Source organism: Roseivivax isoporae LMG 25204 (assembly GCF_000521865.1).
GTDB lineage: Bacteria > Pseudomonadota > Alphaproteobacteria > Rhodobacterales > Rhodobacteraceae > Roseivivax > Roseivivax isoporae.
This window is the reverse complement of the sequence record NZ_JAME01000039.1, coordinates 1-17,916: the sequence shown is the minus strand read 5'-3', so window position 1 is coordinate 17,916 and position 17,916 is coordinate 1. Positions and strand designations below refer to the sequence as shown.

Genomic DNA, 17,916 nt, shown 5'->3' with positions numbered 1-17,916 from the left:
GCGCGCTCAGTCGCCGCTCACGCCCAGATAGTCGCGCAGGATCGCCTCCGCCGCCTCGGACGCCGTCACCTCGCCCGCGGCCACGTCCTTTCCGAGCGCGGCCATGGCGCCCCGCACGGGCTCGCGGCGCAGGCGCGCCAGCAGTCCCTCGCGCACCTCGGCCTCGAACCAGTGGCAGGCCTGCTCGGCCCGCCGCCGGTCGAAATGGCCGGTCTCGCGCCGCCAGGCCGCGAGCGCCGTCATCTCGTCCCAGACCGCGGCGAGCCCGGTCTCCTCGACGGCCGAGACGGTCATCGCCTTCGGAAACCCGTCGGGATCCTGCGGGCGACGGCGCAGGAGCCGCAGGGCACCCGCATAGTCCGCGCAGGTGCGCGTCGCCGCCGCGCGCAGGTCGCCATCCGCCTTGTTCACGAGAATCAGGTCGGCCATCTCCATGATGCCCCGCTTGACGCCCTGCAGCTCGTCCCCGCCCGCGGGCGCCAGCAGCAGCACGAAGATGTCGGTCATTTCGGACACCACCGTCTCGGACTGCCCGACGCCCACCGTCTCGACCAGCACCGCGTCGAAGCCCGCGGCCTCCATCAGGAGCGTCGCCTCCCGCGTGCGCCGGGCGACCCCGCCCAGATGCGCCCCCGCGGGCGACGGCCGGATGAAGGCGTTGCGGTCGCGCGACAGCTGCTCCATCCGCGTCTTGTCGCCGAGGATCGACCCGCCCGACCGCGCCGACGAGGGGTCGACGGCCAGCACGCCCACGCGCTTGCCCTGCCCGGTCAACATCAGGCCGAACGCCTCGATGAAGGTGGACTTGCCGACGCCCGGAGTCCCCGAGAGCCCGATCCGCAGCGCCTGCCGCCCGTGGTTCGCCGCGTTCAGCCGCGCGATGAGGTCGGTCGCGGCCCGGCGGTGGTCGGCGCGCCCGCTCTCGACGAGGGTGATCGCGCGGGCGAGCGCGCGCCGCTCGCCGGCCAGGATGCCGCGCGCAAGCTCCCCGATCTCCATCGCGTGCCCTTCCCGTGCCGCTTTGCCGCCGCGGGCCGTTGTGCCCGCGCCGCCCCCGCTTGTCCAGCCGCAGGCGGCCTGTGCGCCGCTGCACCTTGCCCCTGCCGCAGCGGGGCGTATCTGCCTTCGGTCCGGATCAGGTGAAGACAAAGGAAACGGAATGGCTGAGCCCAGGATCGGCATCTACGGCCTCGGAACGATGGGCGCGGCGCTCGCGCTCAACATGGCGGAGAACGGCATCGACATCGCGGTGGCGAACCGCACGGCATCGGCGGTGCCGGCGTTCCTCGACCGCGCGGGCGCGCTCGGCGCGCGCGTCACGCCCTGCGACGACCTCGCGGGCCTCATCGCGGCGCTGCCGAAGCCGCGCAGCATCCTCGCCATGATCCCCTCGACGGCGCCGATGGACACCTTCCTCGAGGAGGTGCTGCCACTTCTCGACGAGGGCGACACGGTGATCGACGCGGGCAACGCGGATTTCCACGACACCCGCGCCCGCGCGGCGGCGACGGCGGAACACGGCGTGCATTTCGTGGGGCTCGGCGTCTCGGGCGGCGAGGACGGCGCGCGACACGGCCCCTCGATGATGTTCGGCGGGCCCGAGGACAGCTGGAAGGCGCTCGGCCCGGTGCTCGAGGCCATCGCGGCGCAGTTCGAGGACGCTCCCTGCGTCGCGCGGCTCGGCCCCGACGGGGCGGGCCATTTCGTCAAGACGGTGCACAACGGCATCGAATATGCCGACATGCAGATGATCGCCGAGACCTGCGAGTTGCTGCGGTTCGGCGCGGGCCTCGCGCCCGAGGCGATCGGCGACATCTTCGCGCGGTGGAACGAGGGTCCGCTCGCCTCTTATCTCTTCGAGATCACCGCCGAAATCCTGCGCACCGGTGATCCTGCGACCGGCAAGCCCGTGGTCGACGTGATCGTCGACAGTGCCGGGCAGAAGGGCACCGGCCGCTGGACCGTGATCGAGGCGGTGCGCCTCGGCCAGTCCGCCACGATGATCGAGGCGGCGGTCGCGGCCCGCGCCTGGTCGGCCGAGCGCGACGTCAGGCAGGAGGGCGGCGAGGTCCTCGGGACGACCCGCGGGATCCTGACGCTCGACCCGGACGCGGTCGCGGACGCGCTCATGGCGGCGCGGGTCCTCGAATACGCGCAGGGCTTCCGCATCCTCGGGACCGCCTCCGACGAATTCGGCTGGGATCTCGACGCCGCGCGCATCGCCGAGATCTGGCGCGCGGGCTGCATCATCCGCGCGCGCATCCTCGACGACATCTCGGCCGCCTTCCACGGGGGCGCGACGCAGCTCCACCTGGCGCCGGCCTTCGCCGACGTGCTGGCGCGCGGCCTGCCGGCGCTGCGCCGGCTCGTGACCGACGCCATCGGCGCGGGCTTCGCCGTGCCCGCGCTCGCCTCGGCGCTCGGCTGGGTCGACACGATGCGCCAGCCCCGCGGCACCGCGGCGCTGATCCAGGCGCAGCGCGACCGGTTCGGGCGCCACGGCTTCGTGCGCACCGACGCGCCCGGGACGGCGCACGGCCCCTGGTGGGACTGAGCGCCGCTCAGCCGTCGCCGCGGCGCTTGGCCCTCAGGGTCGGGTCCGCGGCGGTCGGGTCCTCGGGCCAGGGATGCTTGGGGTACTGCCCGCGCATGTCCTTGCGCACGTCGGCGTAGGACGAGGTCCAGAAGCCCGGCAGGTCCATCGTGGTCTGCACCGGGCGCCCCGCGGGCGACAACAGCGTGATGCGCAGCGGCTGGCCCGCCGCCTGCGGGTGGCGGGTCTGGCCGAACATCTCCTGCAGCCTAAGAGAAATGGCCGGATGGTCCCCCGAGTAGTCGATGGGGATCTCGCGGCCGAGCGGCGTGGTGAACCGCGCCGGCACCGTGACGTCGAGCGCCTGGTGATCGCTCCAGTCGAGCATCGCGCGGAGCGCGGGCAGAAGGTCGAACCGCTTCCATGTCTCGGCGTCCCGCACGCCGTCGAGAAAGGGCAGGAGCCAGTCCTCGAGCCCCTCCATCAGCGCCGCCTCGGTCATCTCTGGAAGCCCCTCCTGCCCCGCGGCGCGGGCGAGCTCGACCCGTGCGGCGAACCGGCGCGCGGCGTTGCTCCAGGTCAGGCCCAGCTGGCGGACACCGTCGAGCATGGCGCGGGACAGCGCATCGGCCGGCGCGTCGGTCCAGAGGCGGTCATCGAGAACGAGCGCACCGAACCGTTCCTGCCGACGCGCCACGACACGCCGGTCCCGCCGCGACCAGTCGCAGACATCGTGCCAGCCGATCGCGTCGGCGAAGAGCGTCCGCAGCTCAGCCTCCTCGATCCGGATCGCGGTGCGGATGCGCGCCTCGCGCGGGTCGCCGTCGAGGTCGGTGGCGACGATGAGCCGCGCCGCACCAAGCGGATCGGCGGCGTCGAGGACCGCGCCCTTGCCTCCCGACAGCACGTAACGCGGCGCATCGCCCTTGCGGCGCAGGCCCACGCGGTCCGGATAGGCGAGCGCGGCCATGGCGGCGGGCGAGAGCGTCGCGCGCCCCCGGCCCGCCTGCCGCTGCAGCCGCTTCGCCTCGGTCCGCACGTGCTCGAGCGCGGCGCGGCGCAGCTCGTAGGGACGATCCGCGGCAAAGCGCCGGGGATCCCGGACCGCCTCGAGCCGCAGCGTCAGGTCCGCGGGCGCGCCCCTGAGCGGGTCGCGGTCCGCCAGCAGCGCGGCAAGCGGCGCGGCGCCGGGCCCCGCGACCTCCAGCATGTGGGCGAGCCGTGGATGCAGCGGCATCGCGGCAACGCGCCGGCCGTGGTCCGTCACCTGCCGGCGCGCGTCGAGGATGCCCAGCATCGACAGGAGCGCCTGCGCCTCGGCAAAGGCGCCGGGATGGGGCGCGGTCAGGAACGGCAGATCGCACGGCGCGGCACCCCACAGCGCCAGCTCCAGCGCGAGGCCCGCGAGGTCCGCGGCCTCGATCTCGGCCGGGGGATACGCGGCGAGCGCCCCTTCCTCCCCCTTCGTCCAGAGCCGCCAGGCGGTGCCGGGCGCCACGCGCCCCGCGCGCCCGGCCCGCTGCGTGGCCTCCGCGCGGGTCACGCGCTCGGTCACGAGGCGGGACATGCCCGATCCGGGATCGAAGCGCGCCCGGCGTGCCCGCCCGCCATCGACCACCACGCGGATGTCCTCGATTGTGAGTGAGGTCTCGGCGATGGCGGTGGCGAGCACCACCTTGCGCGCGCCGCCCGTCTCGGGCCGGATCGCCGCGCGCTGGTCGGCGAACGGCATCGCGCCGTAGAGCGGCCGGATCACGCACCCGCCCGGCAGTTTTCCCTCGAGCCTGCGGGCCACCGACCGGATCTCGCCCTCGCCCGGCAGGAAGACGAGGATGCCACCGTCGCTGTCCCTGCTCGCGCGCAGGACGAGGTCGGCGCAGGCATCGTCGAACCGCCGCCCCTTCGGCAGCGGCGCGTCGAGCCAGCGCGTCTCGACCGGAAAGCTGCGGCCCTCGGAGGTGACCCGCGGCGCGTCCATGAGCGCCGCGAGCGGGCCCGCGTCGAGCGTCGCGGACATGGCCACGAGGATCAGGTCCTCGCGCACCGCACCCGCGATCTCGAGGCAGAGCGCGAGGCCAAGGTCTGCATTGAGCGAGCGTTCGTGGAACTCGTCGAAGATCACCGCGCCCACGTCCTGGAGCCCGGGATCGGATTGCAGGCGACGCGTCAGGATGCCCTCGGTCACCACCTCGATGCGCGTGTCGCGGCCGACCTTCGCCTCGCCGCGGATCCGGTATCCGACCGTCTGGCCGACCGTCTCGCCGAGCGTCTCGGCCATCCGTTCCGCCGCCGCGCGCGCGGCGATCCGCCGGGGCTCGAGCATCAGGATCGTGCCCTGCGTCAGCCCCGCCTCGAGGAGCGCGAGCGGCACGCGCGTGGTCTTGCCCGCCCCGGGCGGCGCCTCGAGCACCGCGCGCCGACGGTTGGTCAGCGCTGCCAGAAGCTCGGGCAGCGCCGCCTCGACCGGCAGGGCGCGCGGGGGGCTCATCGGCCGCGGCGGGGATGCTCCGGCGCGCGACTCACGCGCCGAGACACCAGCGCATGATGGCCTTCTGGGCGTGCAGGCGGTTCTCGGCCTCGTCCCAGACGACGGAATGCGGCCCGTCCATGACCTCGCTCGTCACCTCTTCCTCGCGGTGCGCGGGGAGGCAGTGCATGAAGAGCGCGTCCGGCCGCGCCTTGGACATCAGCTGCGCGTTGACCTGGTAGGGCCGCAGCATGTTGTGGCGCCGCTCGCGCGCGGATTGCGCGTCATGCATGGACACCCAGGTGTCGGTGATGACAAGGTCGGCGTCCTCGACCGCGCGCATCGGGTCGCGCTCGATGGTCACCTGCACGCCCTTCTGGCGCGCGAGACCCACGAATTCCATCTCGGGATCGAGCTGCACCGGACCTGTGAAAGTGAAATCGAAGCCCATCTGCGCGGCGGCGTGCAGCCACGAGGCGCAGACATTGTTGCCGTCGCCCGACCAGACCACCTTGCGGCCCTGGATCGGCCCGCGATGTTCCTCGTAGGTCATGAGGTCCGCCATGATCTGGCAGGGATGGCTGCGGTCGGTCAGCCCGTTGATGACCGGAACGCTGGCATATTCGGCCATCTCCTGCAGCACGCTCTCGTCGAAGGTGCGGATCATGATGAGGTCGACATAGCGCGACATGACCCGCGCCGTGTCGGCGATGGTCTCGCCGTGGCCGAGCTGCATGTCGGCGCCCGACAGGACCAGCGTCTCGCCCCCCATCTGGCGCACGCCCACGTCGAAGGAGACCCGCGTGCGGGTCGACGGCTTCTCGAAGATCAGCGCGACCATGTGGTTCTTGAGCGGCTGCTCGGCGTCCGGCGTGGCCTTGGGCGCGCCGTCGCGCGCCGCCTTCATGGACCGTGCACGGTCGAGGATCGACCTCAGGTCAGCGGGATCGGTGGTGTGGATGTCTAGGAAATGGTTCATCGGATCGGATTTCGTTCTGGGCGCGACAGCCCGCGGCTCGGACCGCGGGCGCGCGGGATGTGCGACCGAAGGGCCGGTCAGGAAGCCTTGGCCTTGAGTTCGACCGAGGTCGCGGCGCGGTCGAGCCGCGTGATCGCCTCCGCGATTTCGGCCTCGGAGAGCGTGAGCGGCGGCAGGAGCCGCACGACATTGTCGCCCGCGGGCACCGTGACGAGCTCGCGCTCGTAGCATGCGGCGACGACGTCGGTGTTGGGCAGCCGGCACTTGAGCCCCAGCATGAAGCCCTGTCCGCGCACCTCGTCGAAGACGCCCGCATGGGTGGCGACGAGGCCCTCGAGCCGCTGGCGGAAGAGCGCCGCGCGCCGCCGCACCCCGGCAAGGAAGTCCGGATCGGCGAGATGGTCCATGACCGCGAGCCCGACCGCGCAGGCGAGCGGGTTGCCGCCATAGGTCGAGCCGTGGGTCCCGGCCGTCATGCCCGAGGCGGCATTTTCCGTGGCCAGCACCGCGCCGAGCGGGAAACCCCCGCCGATGCCCTTCGCGACCATCATGATGTCGGGCGTGACGCCGGACCATTCGTGGGCGAAAAGCTTGCCGGTCCGACCCATGCCGCACTGCACCTCGTCGAGGATCAGCAGGATCCCGTGCTCGTCGCAGAGGGCGCGCAGGCCCTTCAGACACTGGTCGGGCAGCGGGCGGATGCCGCCCTCGCCCTGCACCGGCTCGATGAGGATCGCGGCAGTCGTGTCGGTGATCGCGGCCTTCAGGCCGTCATGGTCGGCCCAGTCCACGTGCACGAAGCCCGGCAGCAGCGGGCCGAAGCCCTTGACCATCTTCTCGGATCCCGCGGCGGCGATGCCGGCGGACGAGCGGCCATGGAACGACCCGGTAAAGGCGACGATGTCGGTCTTTTCCGGCTTCCCCTTCTCGTACCAGTACTTGCGCGCCATCTTGACGGCGAGCTCGCAGCTCTCGGTACCGGAATTGGTGAAGAACACCGTGTCGGCGAAGGTCTCGGACACCAGCCGGTCGGCCAGCGCCTGCTGCTCGGGGATGCGGTAGAGGTTCGAGACGTGCCAGAGCTTGCCGGCCTGTTCGGTCAGCGCCGCGACCAGGGCCGGATGCGCGTGGCCGAGCGCGTTGACCGCGATGCCCGCGCCGAGATCGAGAAATCGGCGACCGTCCGCCTCGATCAGCCAGGATCCCTCGCCCTTCACGAAGGACAGGGGCGCGCGGTTGTAGGTGGGCAGGACGGACGGGATCATCGGATCGCTCCTTGGCGGGAAGAGCCCAAGACGTGCCAAGCGCCTCTGGGCGAGTCAAGCTGGACGGGGATGGACGGACGCGGACGGGTCGCCCGGGCCATGGCCGGGGCGGCGGGAAAGGCTCAGCGGCCTCGTCGAAGGATCGTCGTCGCGTTCATGGCCTCCCGAAACCACGCGCGCAGTCGCGAGGCAAGAAAAATCGCGCCGGAGACGGGTTTTCTTTCCCGCAGGGCTGCGTAATATGCGCGCCATGACAGTTCGGCCCCATATCGCGACGTGCGACCGCCTTCAGGCGGCGCTTCCGCTCGGCCTTCTGCTCCTTACCCGCCTCTGAGCGCGGCCTGCTCGGCGCGACCGCTCAGAGGACGATGTTTCCCGCGCCGAGACGAACCGCCGCCGCCGACCGAGGACCCCGCATGCCGAAACCGCTTTCCGACCCGAGGCCCCCACGCGGCCCGCGCCGGACCGCAGCATGCCCGGCCCACTCGCGAGGCGCCCCAGAGACCGGACCGCGTGGCCAAGCGCCCGCGCCGGCAGAGACGACCTGATCTGGAGACCGGACCCATGACCGACACGCCCAAAGACCGCGTTCTCATCTTCGACACCACCCTGCGCGACGGCGAGCAGTCGCCCGGCGCCACCATGACCCATGCCGAGAAGCTCGAGATCGCCGAACTGCTCGAGGAGATGGGCGTCGACATCATCGAGGCGGGCTTTCCCATCGCCTCCGAAGGTGATTTCCGCGCCATGTCCGAGATCGCGGAGCGTTCGCGCACCTCGACGATCTGCGGCCTCGCCCGCGCCAATCTCGCCGACATCGACCGCTGCTGGGAGGCGGTGCGCCGCGCCGCGCATCCGCGCATCCACACCTTCATCGGCACCTCGCCCCTGCACCGCGCGATCCCGAACCTGACCCAGGACGAGATGGCCGAGCGGATCGAGCAGACGGTGACCCACGCGCGCAACCTCTGCGACAACGTGCAGTGGTCGCCCATGGACGCGACGCGCACCGAGTGGGACTATCTCTGCCGGGTGGTCGAGATCGCGATCCGCGCCGGCGCCACGACGATCAACATCCCCGACACGGTGGGCTACACCGCGCCGCGCGAATCGGCCGACCTGATCCGGCGGCTGATCGAGACGGTGCCGGGCGCGGACGAGATCGTCTTTGCCACGCACTGCCACAACGACCTCGGCATGGCGACGGCGAACGCGCTCGCCGCAGTCGAGGGCGGCGCGCGGCAGATCGAGTGCACGATCAACGGGCTCGGCGAGCGGGCAGGCAACACCGCGCTCGAGGAGGTGGTGATGGCGCTGCGCACGCGCGGCGACATCATGCCCTTCGAGACCCGCGTCGACACGCGCAAGATCATGCACATCTCGCGCCGCGTGGCGGCGGTGTCGGGCTTCCCGGTCCAGTACAACAAGGCGATCGTCGGCAAGAACGCCTTCGCGCACGAATCGGGCATCCACCAGGACGGCATGCTGAAGAACGCCGAGACGTTCGAGATCATGCGCCCCGAGGACGTGGGCCTGTCCGCGACGAACCTCGTGATGGGCAAGCATTCGGGCCGGGCCGCGCTGCGCTCCAAGCTCAAGGACCTGGGCGTCGACGTGGGGGACAACCAGCTCAAGGACATCTTCGTGCGGTTCAAGGACCTCGCCGACCGCAAGAAGGAGGTCTACGACGAGGACATCCTCGCCCTGGTCACCGCCACGACCACCGACGGCATGGCCGACCGGCTGTCGATCGTGAACCTCGCGGTGACCTGCGGCACCGGCGGTCCCGCGCGCGCCGAGCTCGAGATGGAGATCGACGGCAAGGAGGTCTCGACCACCTGCGAGGGCGACGGACCGGTCGACGCGACCTTCAAGGCGGTGCGGGCGTTGCACCCGAACAAGGCGCACCTGCAGCTCTACCAGGTGCACGCGGTGACCGAAGGGACCGACGCGCAGGCGACGGTCAGCGTCCGGCTCGAGGAGGACGGCATGATCGCGACCGGCCAGTCGGCCGACACCGACACCGTCGTCGCCTCGGCCCGCGCCTACGTGAACGCACTGAACCGCCTGCTCGTCCGCCGCGACAAGGCGGGCCCCGGCGCGGACGCCAAGGAGATCTCCTACAAGGACGTGGGCTGATCCTGCGCGGCGCGGCCCCTCGTGGGCCGCGCCCTGTCGCTCAGCGCACCGCGCGAGTCTCGACCCGCGCGCCCTGCTCGAGCGTGCGGTGCACCGGGCAACGGTCCGCGATCTCGAGGAGCCGCGCGCGGTCCGCGTCGCTCAGGTCACCCTCCAGCGTGATGTCCCGCACGAAGGCATCCACCTTCGCCGGCGTCTCGGTCTCGGCGTCAGTCGCATGGCGGCGGTCATGGCTCACGTCGACCCGCACGTGGTCGAGCGCCAGCCCCTTGCGCCGCGCGTACATCCGCAGCGTCATGCTGGTGCAGGCGCCGAGCGCGGCGCACAGCAGGTTGTAGGGCGACATGCCACGGTCGGTCCCGCCCACCTCCGGCGGCTCGTCCGCCTGCAGGTGATGCCGGCCCGCCACGATGTCGGTCAGGAAGCCGCCCGGATCGGCCTCGGACACGCGCACGACGCCTTCGGGCGCGCCGCCGCCCTCCTCCCGCGGCACGAGGTCGACGTAGCGCGCCGCCCAGGCCGCGATGATCCCCGCCACGTAGTCCGCATCGGCCGGGTCCGACACGAGGTGATCCGCGCCGTCGAGCGTGACGAAGCTCTTGGGATGCTTCGCCGCCGCGAAGATGGCCGAGGCGTTGTCGATCCCCACCACCGCATCGCGCGGCGCGTGCAGGATCAGGAGCGCCCGGCCGAGGGCCGCGATGGCCGGATCGAGCCGCTGCGCGCGCACGTCGTGCACGAAGTCGCGCCCGATCCGGAACGGGCGGCCCGACAGCGACACCTCGGCCGCGCCGTCGCTCTCGATCCGCTCGAGCGCGTCGGCGAAGTGCCGCGTGACGTGCCCCGGGTCGTGCGGCGCGCCGATGGTGGCGACGGCGCGCGCCGAGGGGATGTCGGCCGCCGCACGCAGCACCGCCGCGCCGCCCAGCGAGTGCCCGATCAGCAGGTCGGGCGCCATGCCCCGGGCCTCGAGCGCGCGCGCGGCGGCGACGATGTCGCCCACGTTGCTGGTGAACGACGTGTTCTCGAACTCGCCGCCCGAATGGCCGAGCCCGGTGAAGTCGAAGCGCAGCACCGCGACGCCCGCGGCCGTCAGCCGCGACGCGATGCGGCGCGCGGCCGCGATGTCCTTGCCGCAGGTGAAGCAGTGCGCGAAGAGCGCGGTCGCAAGGTGCGGCCCGTCCGGGCGGTCGAGCCGCGCGGCGAGCGTGGCGCCGGTGGCGCCGGTGAAACTCAGTCGTTCCGGCGCCATGGCCGCCCTCCCGAAATCCGCGGGTTCAGAAGTCCTCGACCGCCAGCACGCCGCCCAGCGACTTCACCGCGCCCTTGATCTCGGGCGTCACGGGAAAGTCCTGCGCGAGGTCGAGCACCGTGTCGCCGGGCAGACCCAGCTCGCGCGGCAGCAGGATCTGCACGGGCCCCCTGCCCGAGCGCGGCATCTGGTCGGCAGCGCGGGCGAGGATCGAGGCGATGTGCCCGATCGCCTGCTCCTCCTCGACGAAGATGCGCAGGCCCGAGACCCCGGCATCCGCGACCGCCACGTCCACCGGCGCGACCGACCGGCCGAGAAGCTTCAGCTGGTCGCTCTCCATCGTCGCCTCGACCGTCACCACGACCTTGGCGCCGGTCTCGAGATGTTCGCGGCTCTTCTCCAGCGTCTCGGAGAACAGCGTCACCTCGTAGGCGCCCGTCGGGTCCGATAGCTGACAGAAGGCGAAGCGGTTGCCGCGCGCGGACTTGCGTTCCTGACGCCCGGCCACCACGCCCGCCATCTTGGCCAGCAGCGGCTGGCGCTCGGCCTTCCGCATGACCTCGTCGAGCGTCATCACGTCCTTGCGCCGCAAGGCCGCCATGTAGTCGTCGAGCGGATGCCCCGAGAGGTAGAACCCGATCGCCTTGAATTCCTCGGACAGCCGCTCGGCCGGCAGCCAGTCGGCGACGGGCGGCAGGCGCGGCTCGGGCAGGTCGTCGCCCGCCTCGCCGAAGAGCGACACCTGCGCCGAGGCCTTCTGCTCGTGCACCGCGGCCGAGTAGGCGACCAGCGCATCGAGGCTCTCGAAGACCCGCCGGCGATTGCGGTCGAGCTGGTCGAAGGCGCCTGCGCGCGCCATCATCTCGAGCGGCCGCTTGCCCACGCGCTTCAGGTCCACGCGGCGGGCAAAGTCGAACAGCGTCGCGAAAGGCCGCCTGTCGCGCCCTTCGACCACGAGCCGCATGGCGTCGATGCCCACGTTCTTGAGCGCGCCCAGCGCGTAGACCAGCGCGCCGTCCTGAACGTCGAAGGTCTCGCGCGAGCGGTTCACGCATGGCGGCTGCCACGGCAGCGCGAGCCCCTTCTTCACTTCCTCGAAATAGATGGCGAGCTTGTCGGTGAGGTGGATGTCGCAGTTCATGACGCCGGCCATGAACTCGACGGGGTGGTTCGCCTTGAGCCAGGCGGTCTGGTAGCTGACCACCGCGTAGGCGGCCGCGTGCGACTTGTTGAAGCCGTAATTGGCGAACTTGTCGAGCAGGTTCCAGACCTCGAGCGCCTTCTTGTCGTCGACGCCGTTCTCCTTGGCGCCGGCGATGAACTTGGGCCGCTCGGCGTCCATCGCCTCCTGGATCTTCTTGCCCATCGCGCGGCGCAGAAGGTCGGCGCCGCCCAGCGAGTAGCCCGCCATCTCCTGCGCGATCTGCATCACCTGTTCCTGATAGACGATGATGCCCTGCGTCTCGTCCAGGATGTGGTCGATCGACGGATGGATGCCCGCGCGGTCGCGCAGGCCGTTCTTGACCTCGCAATAGACCGGGATGTTCTCCATCGGGCCCGGGCGGTAAAGCGCCACCAGCGCCACGATGTCCTCGATGCAGGTGGGCTTCATGCGCTTCAGCGCATCCATCATGCCCGAGCTTTCCACCTGGAACACCGCGACCGTCTTTGCCCGGGCGTAGAGCTCGTAGGTCTTCTCGTCGTCGAGCGGGATCTGCCCGATGTCGTTCTCCGCGCCCTCGAAGGGCTGGTAGATGGTGCTGCCGTCCGCGGCCACGTGCAGGTCGCGCCCCGCCTGGTGGATGAGGTCGATGGCGTTCTGGATCACCGTCAGCGTCTTGAGGCCGAGGAAGTCGAACTTCACGAGGCCCGCCTGCTCCACCCATTTCATGTTGAACTGGGTGGCCGGCATGTCCGAGCGCGGGTCCTGGTAGAGCGGCACGAGCTCGTCGAGCGGCCGGTCGCCGATCACCACGCCGGCCGCGTGGGTGGACGCGTTCCGCAGCAGGCCCTCGACCTGCTGGCCGTAGGTCAGGAGGCGGTCCACCACCTCCTCGTTGCGGGCCTCCTCGCGCAGGCGCGGCTCGTCCTTCAGCGCCTTCTCGATCGAGACGGGCTTCACCCCCTCGACGGGGATCATCTTGGACAACCGGTCCACCTGCCCGTAGGGCATCTGCAGCACGCGGCCCACGTCGCGCACCGCCGCCTTGGACAGGAGCGCGCCGAAGGTGATGATCTGTCCGACCTTGTCGCGGCCGTACTTCTCCTGGACGTAGCGGATGACCTCTTCGCGCCGGTCCATGCAGAAGTCGATGTCGAAGTCCGGCATCGAGACGCGCTCGGGATTGAGGAAGCGCTCGAAGAGCAGCGAGTAGCGCAGGGGGTCGAGGTCGGTGATGGTGAGCGCGTAGGCGACGAGGCTGCCCGCGCCCGAACCGCGGCCGGGGCCCACGGGGATATCGTGTTCCTTGGCCCACTTGATGAAGTCGGCGACGATCAGGAAGTAGCCCGGGAACCCCATTCCCTCGATGATGCCGAGCTCGAAGTCCAGCCGCTGCTGGTACTCCTCGACGCTGACCGCGTGCGGGATGACCGCCAGACGCTTCTGCAGGCCGTCATTGGCCTGCCGGCGCAGTTCCTCGACCTCGTCGTCGGCGAAGCGCGGCAGGATCGGCGCGCGCTTCTCTGCCATGAAGGCGCAGCGGCGCGCGATCTCGACCGTATTCTCGGTCGCCTCGGGCAGGTCGGCGAACAGCGTCACCATCTCCTGCGGGGTCTTGAGATAGTGCTGTGGCGTCAGCCGCCGGCGCGGCTCCTGCTGGTCGACATAGGCGCCCTCGGCGATGCAGATGAGCGCGTCGTGCGCCTCGTACATCTCGGATTTCGGGAAATAGACGTCGTTCGTCGCCACGAGCGGGATGCCCATCTCGTAGGCCATCTCGACGAAGCCCCGCTCGGTCAGACGCTCGGCCTCGGGCCGCCCGTCCTCGCCGGGATGGCGCTGCAGCTCCATGTAGAGCCGGTCGCCGAAGGCCGCGTGCAGGCGCACCACCAGCGCCTCGGCCGCCCCGCGGCTGCCCTGCCGCAGGAGACGCCCCGCCGGGCCGTCTGGGCCACCGGTGAGGCAGATCAGCCCCTCCGAATGCGCCGCGAGCTCGTCCAGGGTAACATGGCCCAGCTCGCCGTCGCCCCGCAGGTAGAGGCAGGAATTGAGCTTCATCAGGTTGCCGTAGCCGGTCTCGGACTGCGCCAGCAGCACGACCGGCGCGGGATCCTTCGGCCGCTCGCCCGGGCCCGGCTCAATATACCGCAGATCGATCTGGCAGCCGATGATGGGCTGCACGCCCGCGCCGCTCGCCGCCACGGAGAATTCCAGCGCGGAAAAGAGGTTGTTGGTATCGGTCACGGCAATCGCGGGCATGCCCATCGCGTCGCAGAGCGCGGGCAGCTTCTTCAGCCGCACCGCGCCCTCGAGCAGCGAGTATTCCGTGTGCACGCGAAGGTGGATGAATCGGGGCCCTGTCATGGCCCCGGACCTTACTGGCGCGCGCCGCGGCGGAAAACCTCGAACAGCGATCCCGTCGCCGGCTGCCGCGCGGTCAGCCACAGCAGGACGAAGAGCAGGAGCACCGGCGCGCCGACGACGGGCACCGCGTCCCAGCCGGGCTTGGCCACCATCATCAGGAGCGCGAAGACGAGGAGCGACAGGTCGAGACGGGTCGCCCAGCGCAGGTTCGCCGCGACCTCGCCGGCCCAGTCGCCCTCACCGCTCTCGGTCAGGAGCGCGACCTTCTCGAGGCCGGGCGCGAGGACGGTGACGCCGAGCGCGACGCTGCCCGCCGCCGCCGCGAGTGCCGCCACGAGCCAGGCCGGCATGCCCCAGCCGCCGACCCAGGCGAGGACGGGCCCGGTCGCGAGGACGGTGAGGCTCGCCGGCGTGAAGAGGCGCGGCCCGAGCGGGGCCAGCTGCGACAGGAGCACGAGCCGCCGGGCGCGGTCGCGCGCCTCGGGCAGCGTGAGCATGGCAAAGACGACGACGCCGCCGACCCAGAGGCAGGCCGCGAGCACGTGAACGGATTTCAGTACGGAAACGAGGTCCATGAGAGCAATTCCTGAATGAAAGTCTGAAACGTCAACCCGCACCCGGTGCGGGGATGGCGCTCCGTACTGCTGCGGCGGCATGTCGCACAGTAGGGCATTCCTGACTTCCGCTGCGTCCCTCGCGGGAACCCGCGCACCGCCCGCACGTTCGCCAAGGCAATTGGTGCTTGAGGGGTCCGCAATGCGCATCATCGGTCTTCTGATCCTCGTCGCGGTGGTCATCGCCGCGCTCGTCTACGTCGGTTTCATCGACATCAGCCCCGAGGGCGAAGAGGCGCTCGACAACGCGGCCGACCGCGTCGGCACCGCGGTCGAGGAGACCGGGCAGGCGATCCGCGACGCCGGCAACTGACGGCGGGCCCGGCTGCCGCGATCGACGGCACGTCCGTCGCGACCCGCGGCGACGGGACAGTTTTCGCTTGCCAACCGCGCGGGCCGACGCCTAGCGTCTGTTCCCGGAACACCCGGACCGGCCCGCCGCCTTCTACGCCGCATCGAGGGCGCGCAGCTTCACGGGCGATCGGTAACGCGGCAGGCTTTCATCGATGGATGTGGACTTTCTTCTGAACGGAGAGAGTGTCGCGCTGCGGGACGTGGCGCCGACCGGAACGCTTCTCGACTGGCTGCGCGAGACGCGCGGGCTGACGGGCACCAAGGAGGGCTGCAACGAGGGCGATTGCGGCGCCTGCACCGTCATGGTGACCGACGACCGTGGCAGCCGCGCCGTCAACGCCTGCATCCTGTTCCTGCCGCAGGTGCATGGCACCGCGGTGCGCACCGTCGAGGGGATCGCGGGTCCCGACAGTGAACTGCACCCGGTCCAGTCGCACATGATCGACCTGCATGGCAGCCAGTGCGGGTTCTGCACGCCGGGCTTCGTCGTCGCCATGGCCGTGGCACATACGAACGGCGACCGGGACCACGCCGATGCGCTGGCCGGCAACCTCTGCCGCTGCACCGGCTACGCCCCGATCCTGCGCGCGGCCCAGGCGGCGACGGCCGACCCGGTGCCCGACTGGATGCGCGACGGCGCCCGCCTGCCCGCTCCCGTGGGCGCGCCGCCTCCGGCCGACGCGCACGCCCATGCCCCCGAGACACGCGCCGCTCTGGCTACGCTCTGCGCCGAGCGGCCCGAGGCGACGCTCGTCGCGGGCGGCACCGACGTCGGCCTCTGGGTGACCAAGGACCTGCGGGAGCCGCGCGAGATCATCTTTCTCAACCGCTGCCGGGACCTGCAGGACATCGCCGTGGACGGCGAAACCATCCGCATCGGCGCCGGCGTCACCATGGACCGGGTGCACGCGCTCCTGCGGACCCATCACCCCGCCTATGCCGAGCTGGTGCGGCGCTACGGGTCGGCGCAGGTGCGCGCCGCGGCGACCCTCGGCGGCAACATCGCCAACGGCTCGCCCATCGGCGACAACCCCCCGCCGCTCATCGCGCTCGGCGCGACGCTGCATCTCGGCCACCGCGACGGCGGCCGCGACCTGCCGCTCGAGGACTTCTTTCTCGAGTACGGCCGGCAGGACCTGCGCCCGGGCGAGTTCGTCGAGGCGGTGAGCCTGCCCGCGCAGGCGCCCCGCCTCAGGGTGTGGAAGCTGTCGAAGCGTTTCGACCAGGACATCTCGGCCGTCTGCGGCGCCTTCGACATCACCGTTTCGGACGGCGTCGTGACGGCCGCGCGCATCGCCTTCGGCGGCATGGCCGGCATCCCGAAGCGCGCCTTCGCGGTCGAGGCGGCGCTCGCGGGCAAGCCCTGGACCGAGGCCACGGTCGCCGCCGCCCGCGACGCCTTCGCCGAGGATTTTGAGCCGCTCTCGGACATGCGCGCCTCGGCCGCCTACCGGCTCGAGGCCGCGCGCAACATGCTCGCACGATACCTGGCCGAGGATCTGGGCCAGTCGGTCGACGTGCTGGAGGTGCGCGCATGAGCGTCGCAAAGCCCCTGCCCCACGACGCCGCCCGCCTGCACGTAACGGGGGCCGCGCGCTACGTCGACGACATCCCGGCGCCGGCGAACTGCCTGCACCTCGCCTTCGGGCTCTCGCCCATCGCGGCGGGGCGGCTCTCGGCGCTCGACCTCGACCCGGTGCGCGCGGCGCCGGGCGTCGTCATGGTGCTCGAGGCGGCGGACCTGCCGCGGCCCGCGGACGTCTCGCCCTCCGCGCATGACGAGCCGCTCTTGTCGGGCGGGCGGCTCAACTACGTCGGCCAGCCGGTCTTCCTCGTCGTCGCGACGAGCCACCTCGCGGCCCGGCGTGCCGCGCGGCGCGCGCTGATGACCACCGAGGCGCGCGACGCGATCCTGACGATCGAGGACGCGCTCGAGGCCGGCAGCCGCTTCGAGGACGGCCCGCGCATCTGGACCAAGGGCGACGCCGGCGAAGCCATCGACGAGGCGCCGCACGTTATCGAGGGCCGCATCGAGATCGGCGGGCAGGAGCATTTCTATCTCGAGGGGCAGGCCGCGCTCGCGCTGCCGCAGGACGACGGCGACATGGTCGTGCATGCCTCGACACAGCATCCGACCGAGATCCAGCACAAGGTCGCGGATGCACTCGGCCTGCCGATGCATGGCGTCCGGGTCGAGACGCGGCGCATGGGCGGCGGCTTCGGCGGCAAGGAAAGCCAGGGCAACGCGCTGGCGGTCGCCTGCGCCATCGTGGCGCAGCTGACCGGCCGGCCCGCGCGCATGCGCTACGACCGCGACGACGATTTCACCATCACCGGCAAGCGGCACGATTTCCGCATCGACTACCGCGCCGGGTTCGACGCGGAGGGCCGCATCCTCGGCGTCGAGTTCGAACATTACGCCCGCTGCGGCTGGTCGCTCGACCTGTCGCTTCCGGTGGCAGACCGCGCCATGCTGCACGCGGACAATGCCTACCACCTGCCCGCGGCGCGAATCGAGAGCCACAGGCTGCGGACCAACACCCAGAGCGCCACGGCCTTCCGCGGCTTCGGCGGCCCGCAGGGCATGCTCGGGATGGAGCGGGTGATGGACCACGCGGCGCACACGCTCGGCATCGACCCGCTGGAGCTGCGCCGGCGCAACTACTACGCCGAAGCGGGCGCGCCGCCCGCCCGGCCGGCCGGCACCGCGCCGCAGGGCGCCGGCGCGCCGGAGGGCCAGGTCACCGACCTGCCCCGCGACGCGGCGCGCGACCTCGCCTCGCGCGG

Annotated in this window: 12 protein-coding genes; 5 read left to right on the top strand and 7 right to left on the bottom strand. The window is 71.5% G+C overall.

Features of this window, described 5'->3' with window-relative positions:
- Positions 1 to 6 precede the first annotated feature (6 nt).
- Positions 7 to 999: a methylmalonyl Co-A mutase-associated GTPase MeaB gene (meaB, locus tag RISW2_RS19335; RefSeq protein WP_043774166.1), complete on the bottom strand. Its 993-nt coding sequence runs from the start codon at positions 997 to 999 to the stop codon at positions 7 to 9.
- 160 nt (positions 1,000 to 1,159) lie between these two features.
- Here meaB and gndA point away from each other — a divergent pair, with 160 nt between their 5' ends.
- The gene (gene gndA / locus RISW2_RS19330) at positions 1,160 to 2,554 is read left to right on the top strand and encodes an NADP-dependent phosphogluconate dehydrogenase (RefSeq protein WP_043774165.1); all 1,395 of its coding nucleotides are present in this window, start codon (positions 1,160 to 1,162) and stop codon (positions 2,552 to 2,554) included.
- Between the two features lie 7 nt (positions 2,555 to 2,561).
- Here gndA and hrpB read toward each other — a convergent pair whose 3' ends face one another.
- From hrpB to RISW2_RS19315, 3 genes are all read right to left on the bottom strand, one after another.
- A complete protein-coding gene (gene hrpB, locus RISW2_RS19325; RefSeq protein WP_043774164.1) occupies positions 2,562 to 5,021 on the bottom strand; it encodes an ATP-dependent helicase HrpB in 2,460 nt (819 codons plus the stop codon).
- Positions 5,022 to 5,052: 31 nt separating this feature from the next.
- Positions 5,053 to 5,979: an ornithine carbamoyltransferase gene (argF, locus tag RISW2_RS19320; protein ID WP_043774163.1), complete on the bottom strand. Its 927-nt coding sequence runs from the start codon at positions 5,977 to 5,979 to the stop codon at positions 5,053 to 5,055.
- Between the two features lie 77 nt (positions 5,980 to 6,056).
- Complete coding sequence (locus tag RISW2_RS19315; RefSeq protein WP_043774162.1) at positions 6,057 to 7,244, bottom strand: aspartate aminotransferase family protein; 1,188 nt, start codon at positions 7,242 to 7,244, stop codon at positions 6,057 to 6,059.
- A gap of 564 nt (positions 7,245 to 7,808) precedes the next feature.
- On the opposite strand from RISW2_RS19315, the gene RISW2_RS19310 reads away from it, so the two are divergent.
- Positions 7,809 to 9,383 (top strand): 2-isopropylmalate synthase, encoded by a 1,575-nt coding sequence (locus RISW2_RS19310; protein WP_043774161.1) that lies wholly within the window; start codon positions 7,809 to 7,811, stop codon positions 9,381 to 9,383.
- A gap of 40 nt (positions 9,384 to 9,423) precedes the next feature.
- Here the strand turns inward: RISW2_RS19310 and RISW2_RS19305 are convergent, their stop codons facing one another.
- The 3 genes from RISW2_RS19305 to RISW2_RS19295 are packed head-to-tail and all read right to left on the bottom strand — an operon-like array spanning position 9,424 to position 14,736.
- Positions 9,424 to 10,635: a bifunctional alpha/beta hydrolase/OsmC family protein gene (locus RISW2_RS19305; RefSeq protein WP_043774160.1), complete on the bottom strand. Its 1,212-nt coding sequence runs from the start codon at positions 10,633 to 10,635 to the stop codon at positions 9,424 to 9,426.
- Positions 10,636 to 10,660: 25 nt separating this feature from the next.
- A complete protein-coding gene (gene dnaE / locus RISW2_RS19300; RefSeq protein ID WP_043774159.1) occupies positions 10,661 to 14,161 on the bottom strand; it encodes a DNA polymerase III subunit alpha in 3,501 nt (1,166 codons plus the stop codon).
- An 11-nt stretch (positions 14,162 to 14,172) separates the two neighbouring features.
- A complete protein-coding gene (locus tag RISW2_RS19295) occupies positions 14,173 to 14,736 on the bottom strand; it encodes a hypothetical protein (RefSeq protein WP_043774158.1) in 564 nt (187 codons plus the stop codon).
- Between the two features lie 181 nt (positions 14,737 to 14,917).
- Between RISW2_RS19295 and RISW2_RS24675 the strand changes: the two genes are divergently transcribed.
- The 3 genes from RISW2_RS24675 to RISW2_RS19285 form a co-directional block, all read left to right on the top strand.
- Positions 14,918 to 15,088, top strand: a complete 171-nt coding sequence (locus RISW2_RS24675; RefSeq protein ID WP_156943898.1) for a hypothetical protein — start codon at positions 14,918 to 14,920, stop codon at positions 15,086 to 15,088.
- 193 nt (positions 15,089 to 15,281) lie between these two features.
- On the top strand, positions 15,282 to 16,667 hold the full coding sequence (gene xdhA / locus RISW2_RS19290) for a xanthine dehydrogenase small subunit (protein WP_043774157.1): 1,386 nt from the start codon (positions 15,282 to 15,284) through the stop codon (positions 16,665 to 16,667).
- The coding region (locus RISW2_RS19285; protein WP_043774156.1) for a molybdopterin cofactor-binding domain-containing protein at positions 16,664 to 17,916 on the top strand (1,253 nt) is incomplete at its 3' end. The genes xdhA and RISW2_RS19285, both read left to right, overlap by 4 nt.

Bases quoted from the DNA above. Each gene is read 5' to 3' on its own strand.
- RISW2_RS19305 (WP_043774160.1), bottom strand. From the start codon at position 10,635: ATGGCGCCGGAACGACTGAGTTTCACCGGCGCCACCGGCGCCACGCTC.
- RISW2_RS19315 (WP_043774162.1), bottom strand. From the start codon at position 7,244: ATGATCCCGTCCGTCCTGCCCACCTACAACCGCGCGCCCCTGTCCTTC.
- RISW2_RS19310 (WP_043774161.1), top strand. From the start codon at position 7,809: ATGACCGACACGCCCAAAGACCGCGTTCTCATCTTCGACACCACCCTG.
- gndA (WP_043774165.1), top strand. From the start codon at position 1,160: ATGGCTGAGCCCAGGATCGGCATCTACGGCCTCGGAACGATGGGCGCG.
- xdhA (WP_043774157.1), top strand. From the start codon at position 15,282: ATGGATGTGGACTTTCTTCTGAACGGAGAGAGTGTCGCGCTGCGGGAC.
- hrpB (WP_043774164.1), bottom strand. From the start codon at position 5,021: ATGAGCCCCCCGCGCGCCCTGCCGGTCGAGGCGGCGCTGCCCGAGCTT.
- RISW2_RS24675 (WP_156943898.1), top strand. From the start codon at position 14,918: ATGCGCATCATCGGTCTTCTGATCCTCGTCGCGGTGGTCATCGCCGCG.
- argF (WP_043774163.1), bottom strand. From the start codon at position 5,979: ATGAACCATTTCCTAGACATCCACACCACCGATCCCGCTGACCTGAGG.
- meaB (WP_043774166.1), bottom strand. From the start codon at position 999: ATGGAGATCGGGGAGCTTGCGCGCGGCATCCTGGCCGGCGAGCGGCGC.
- dnaE (WP_043774159.1), bottom strand. From the start codon at position 14,161: ATGACAGGGCCCCGATTCATCCACCTTCGCGTGCACACGGAATACTCG.
- RISW2_RS19295 (WP_043774158.1), bottom strand. From the start codon at position 14,736: ATGGACCTCGTTTCCGTACTGAAATCCGTTCACGTGCTCGCGGCCTGC.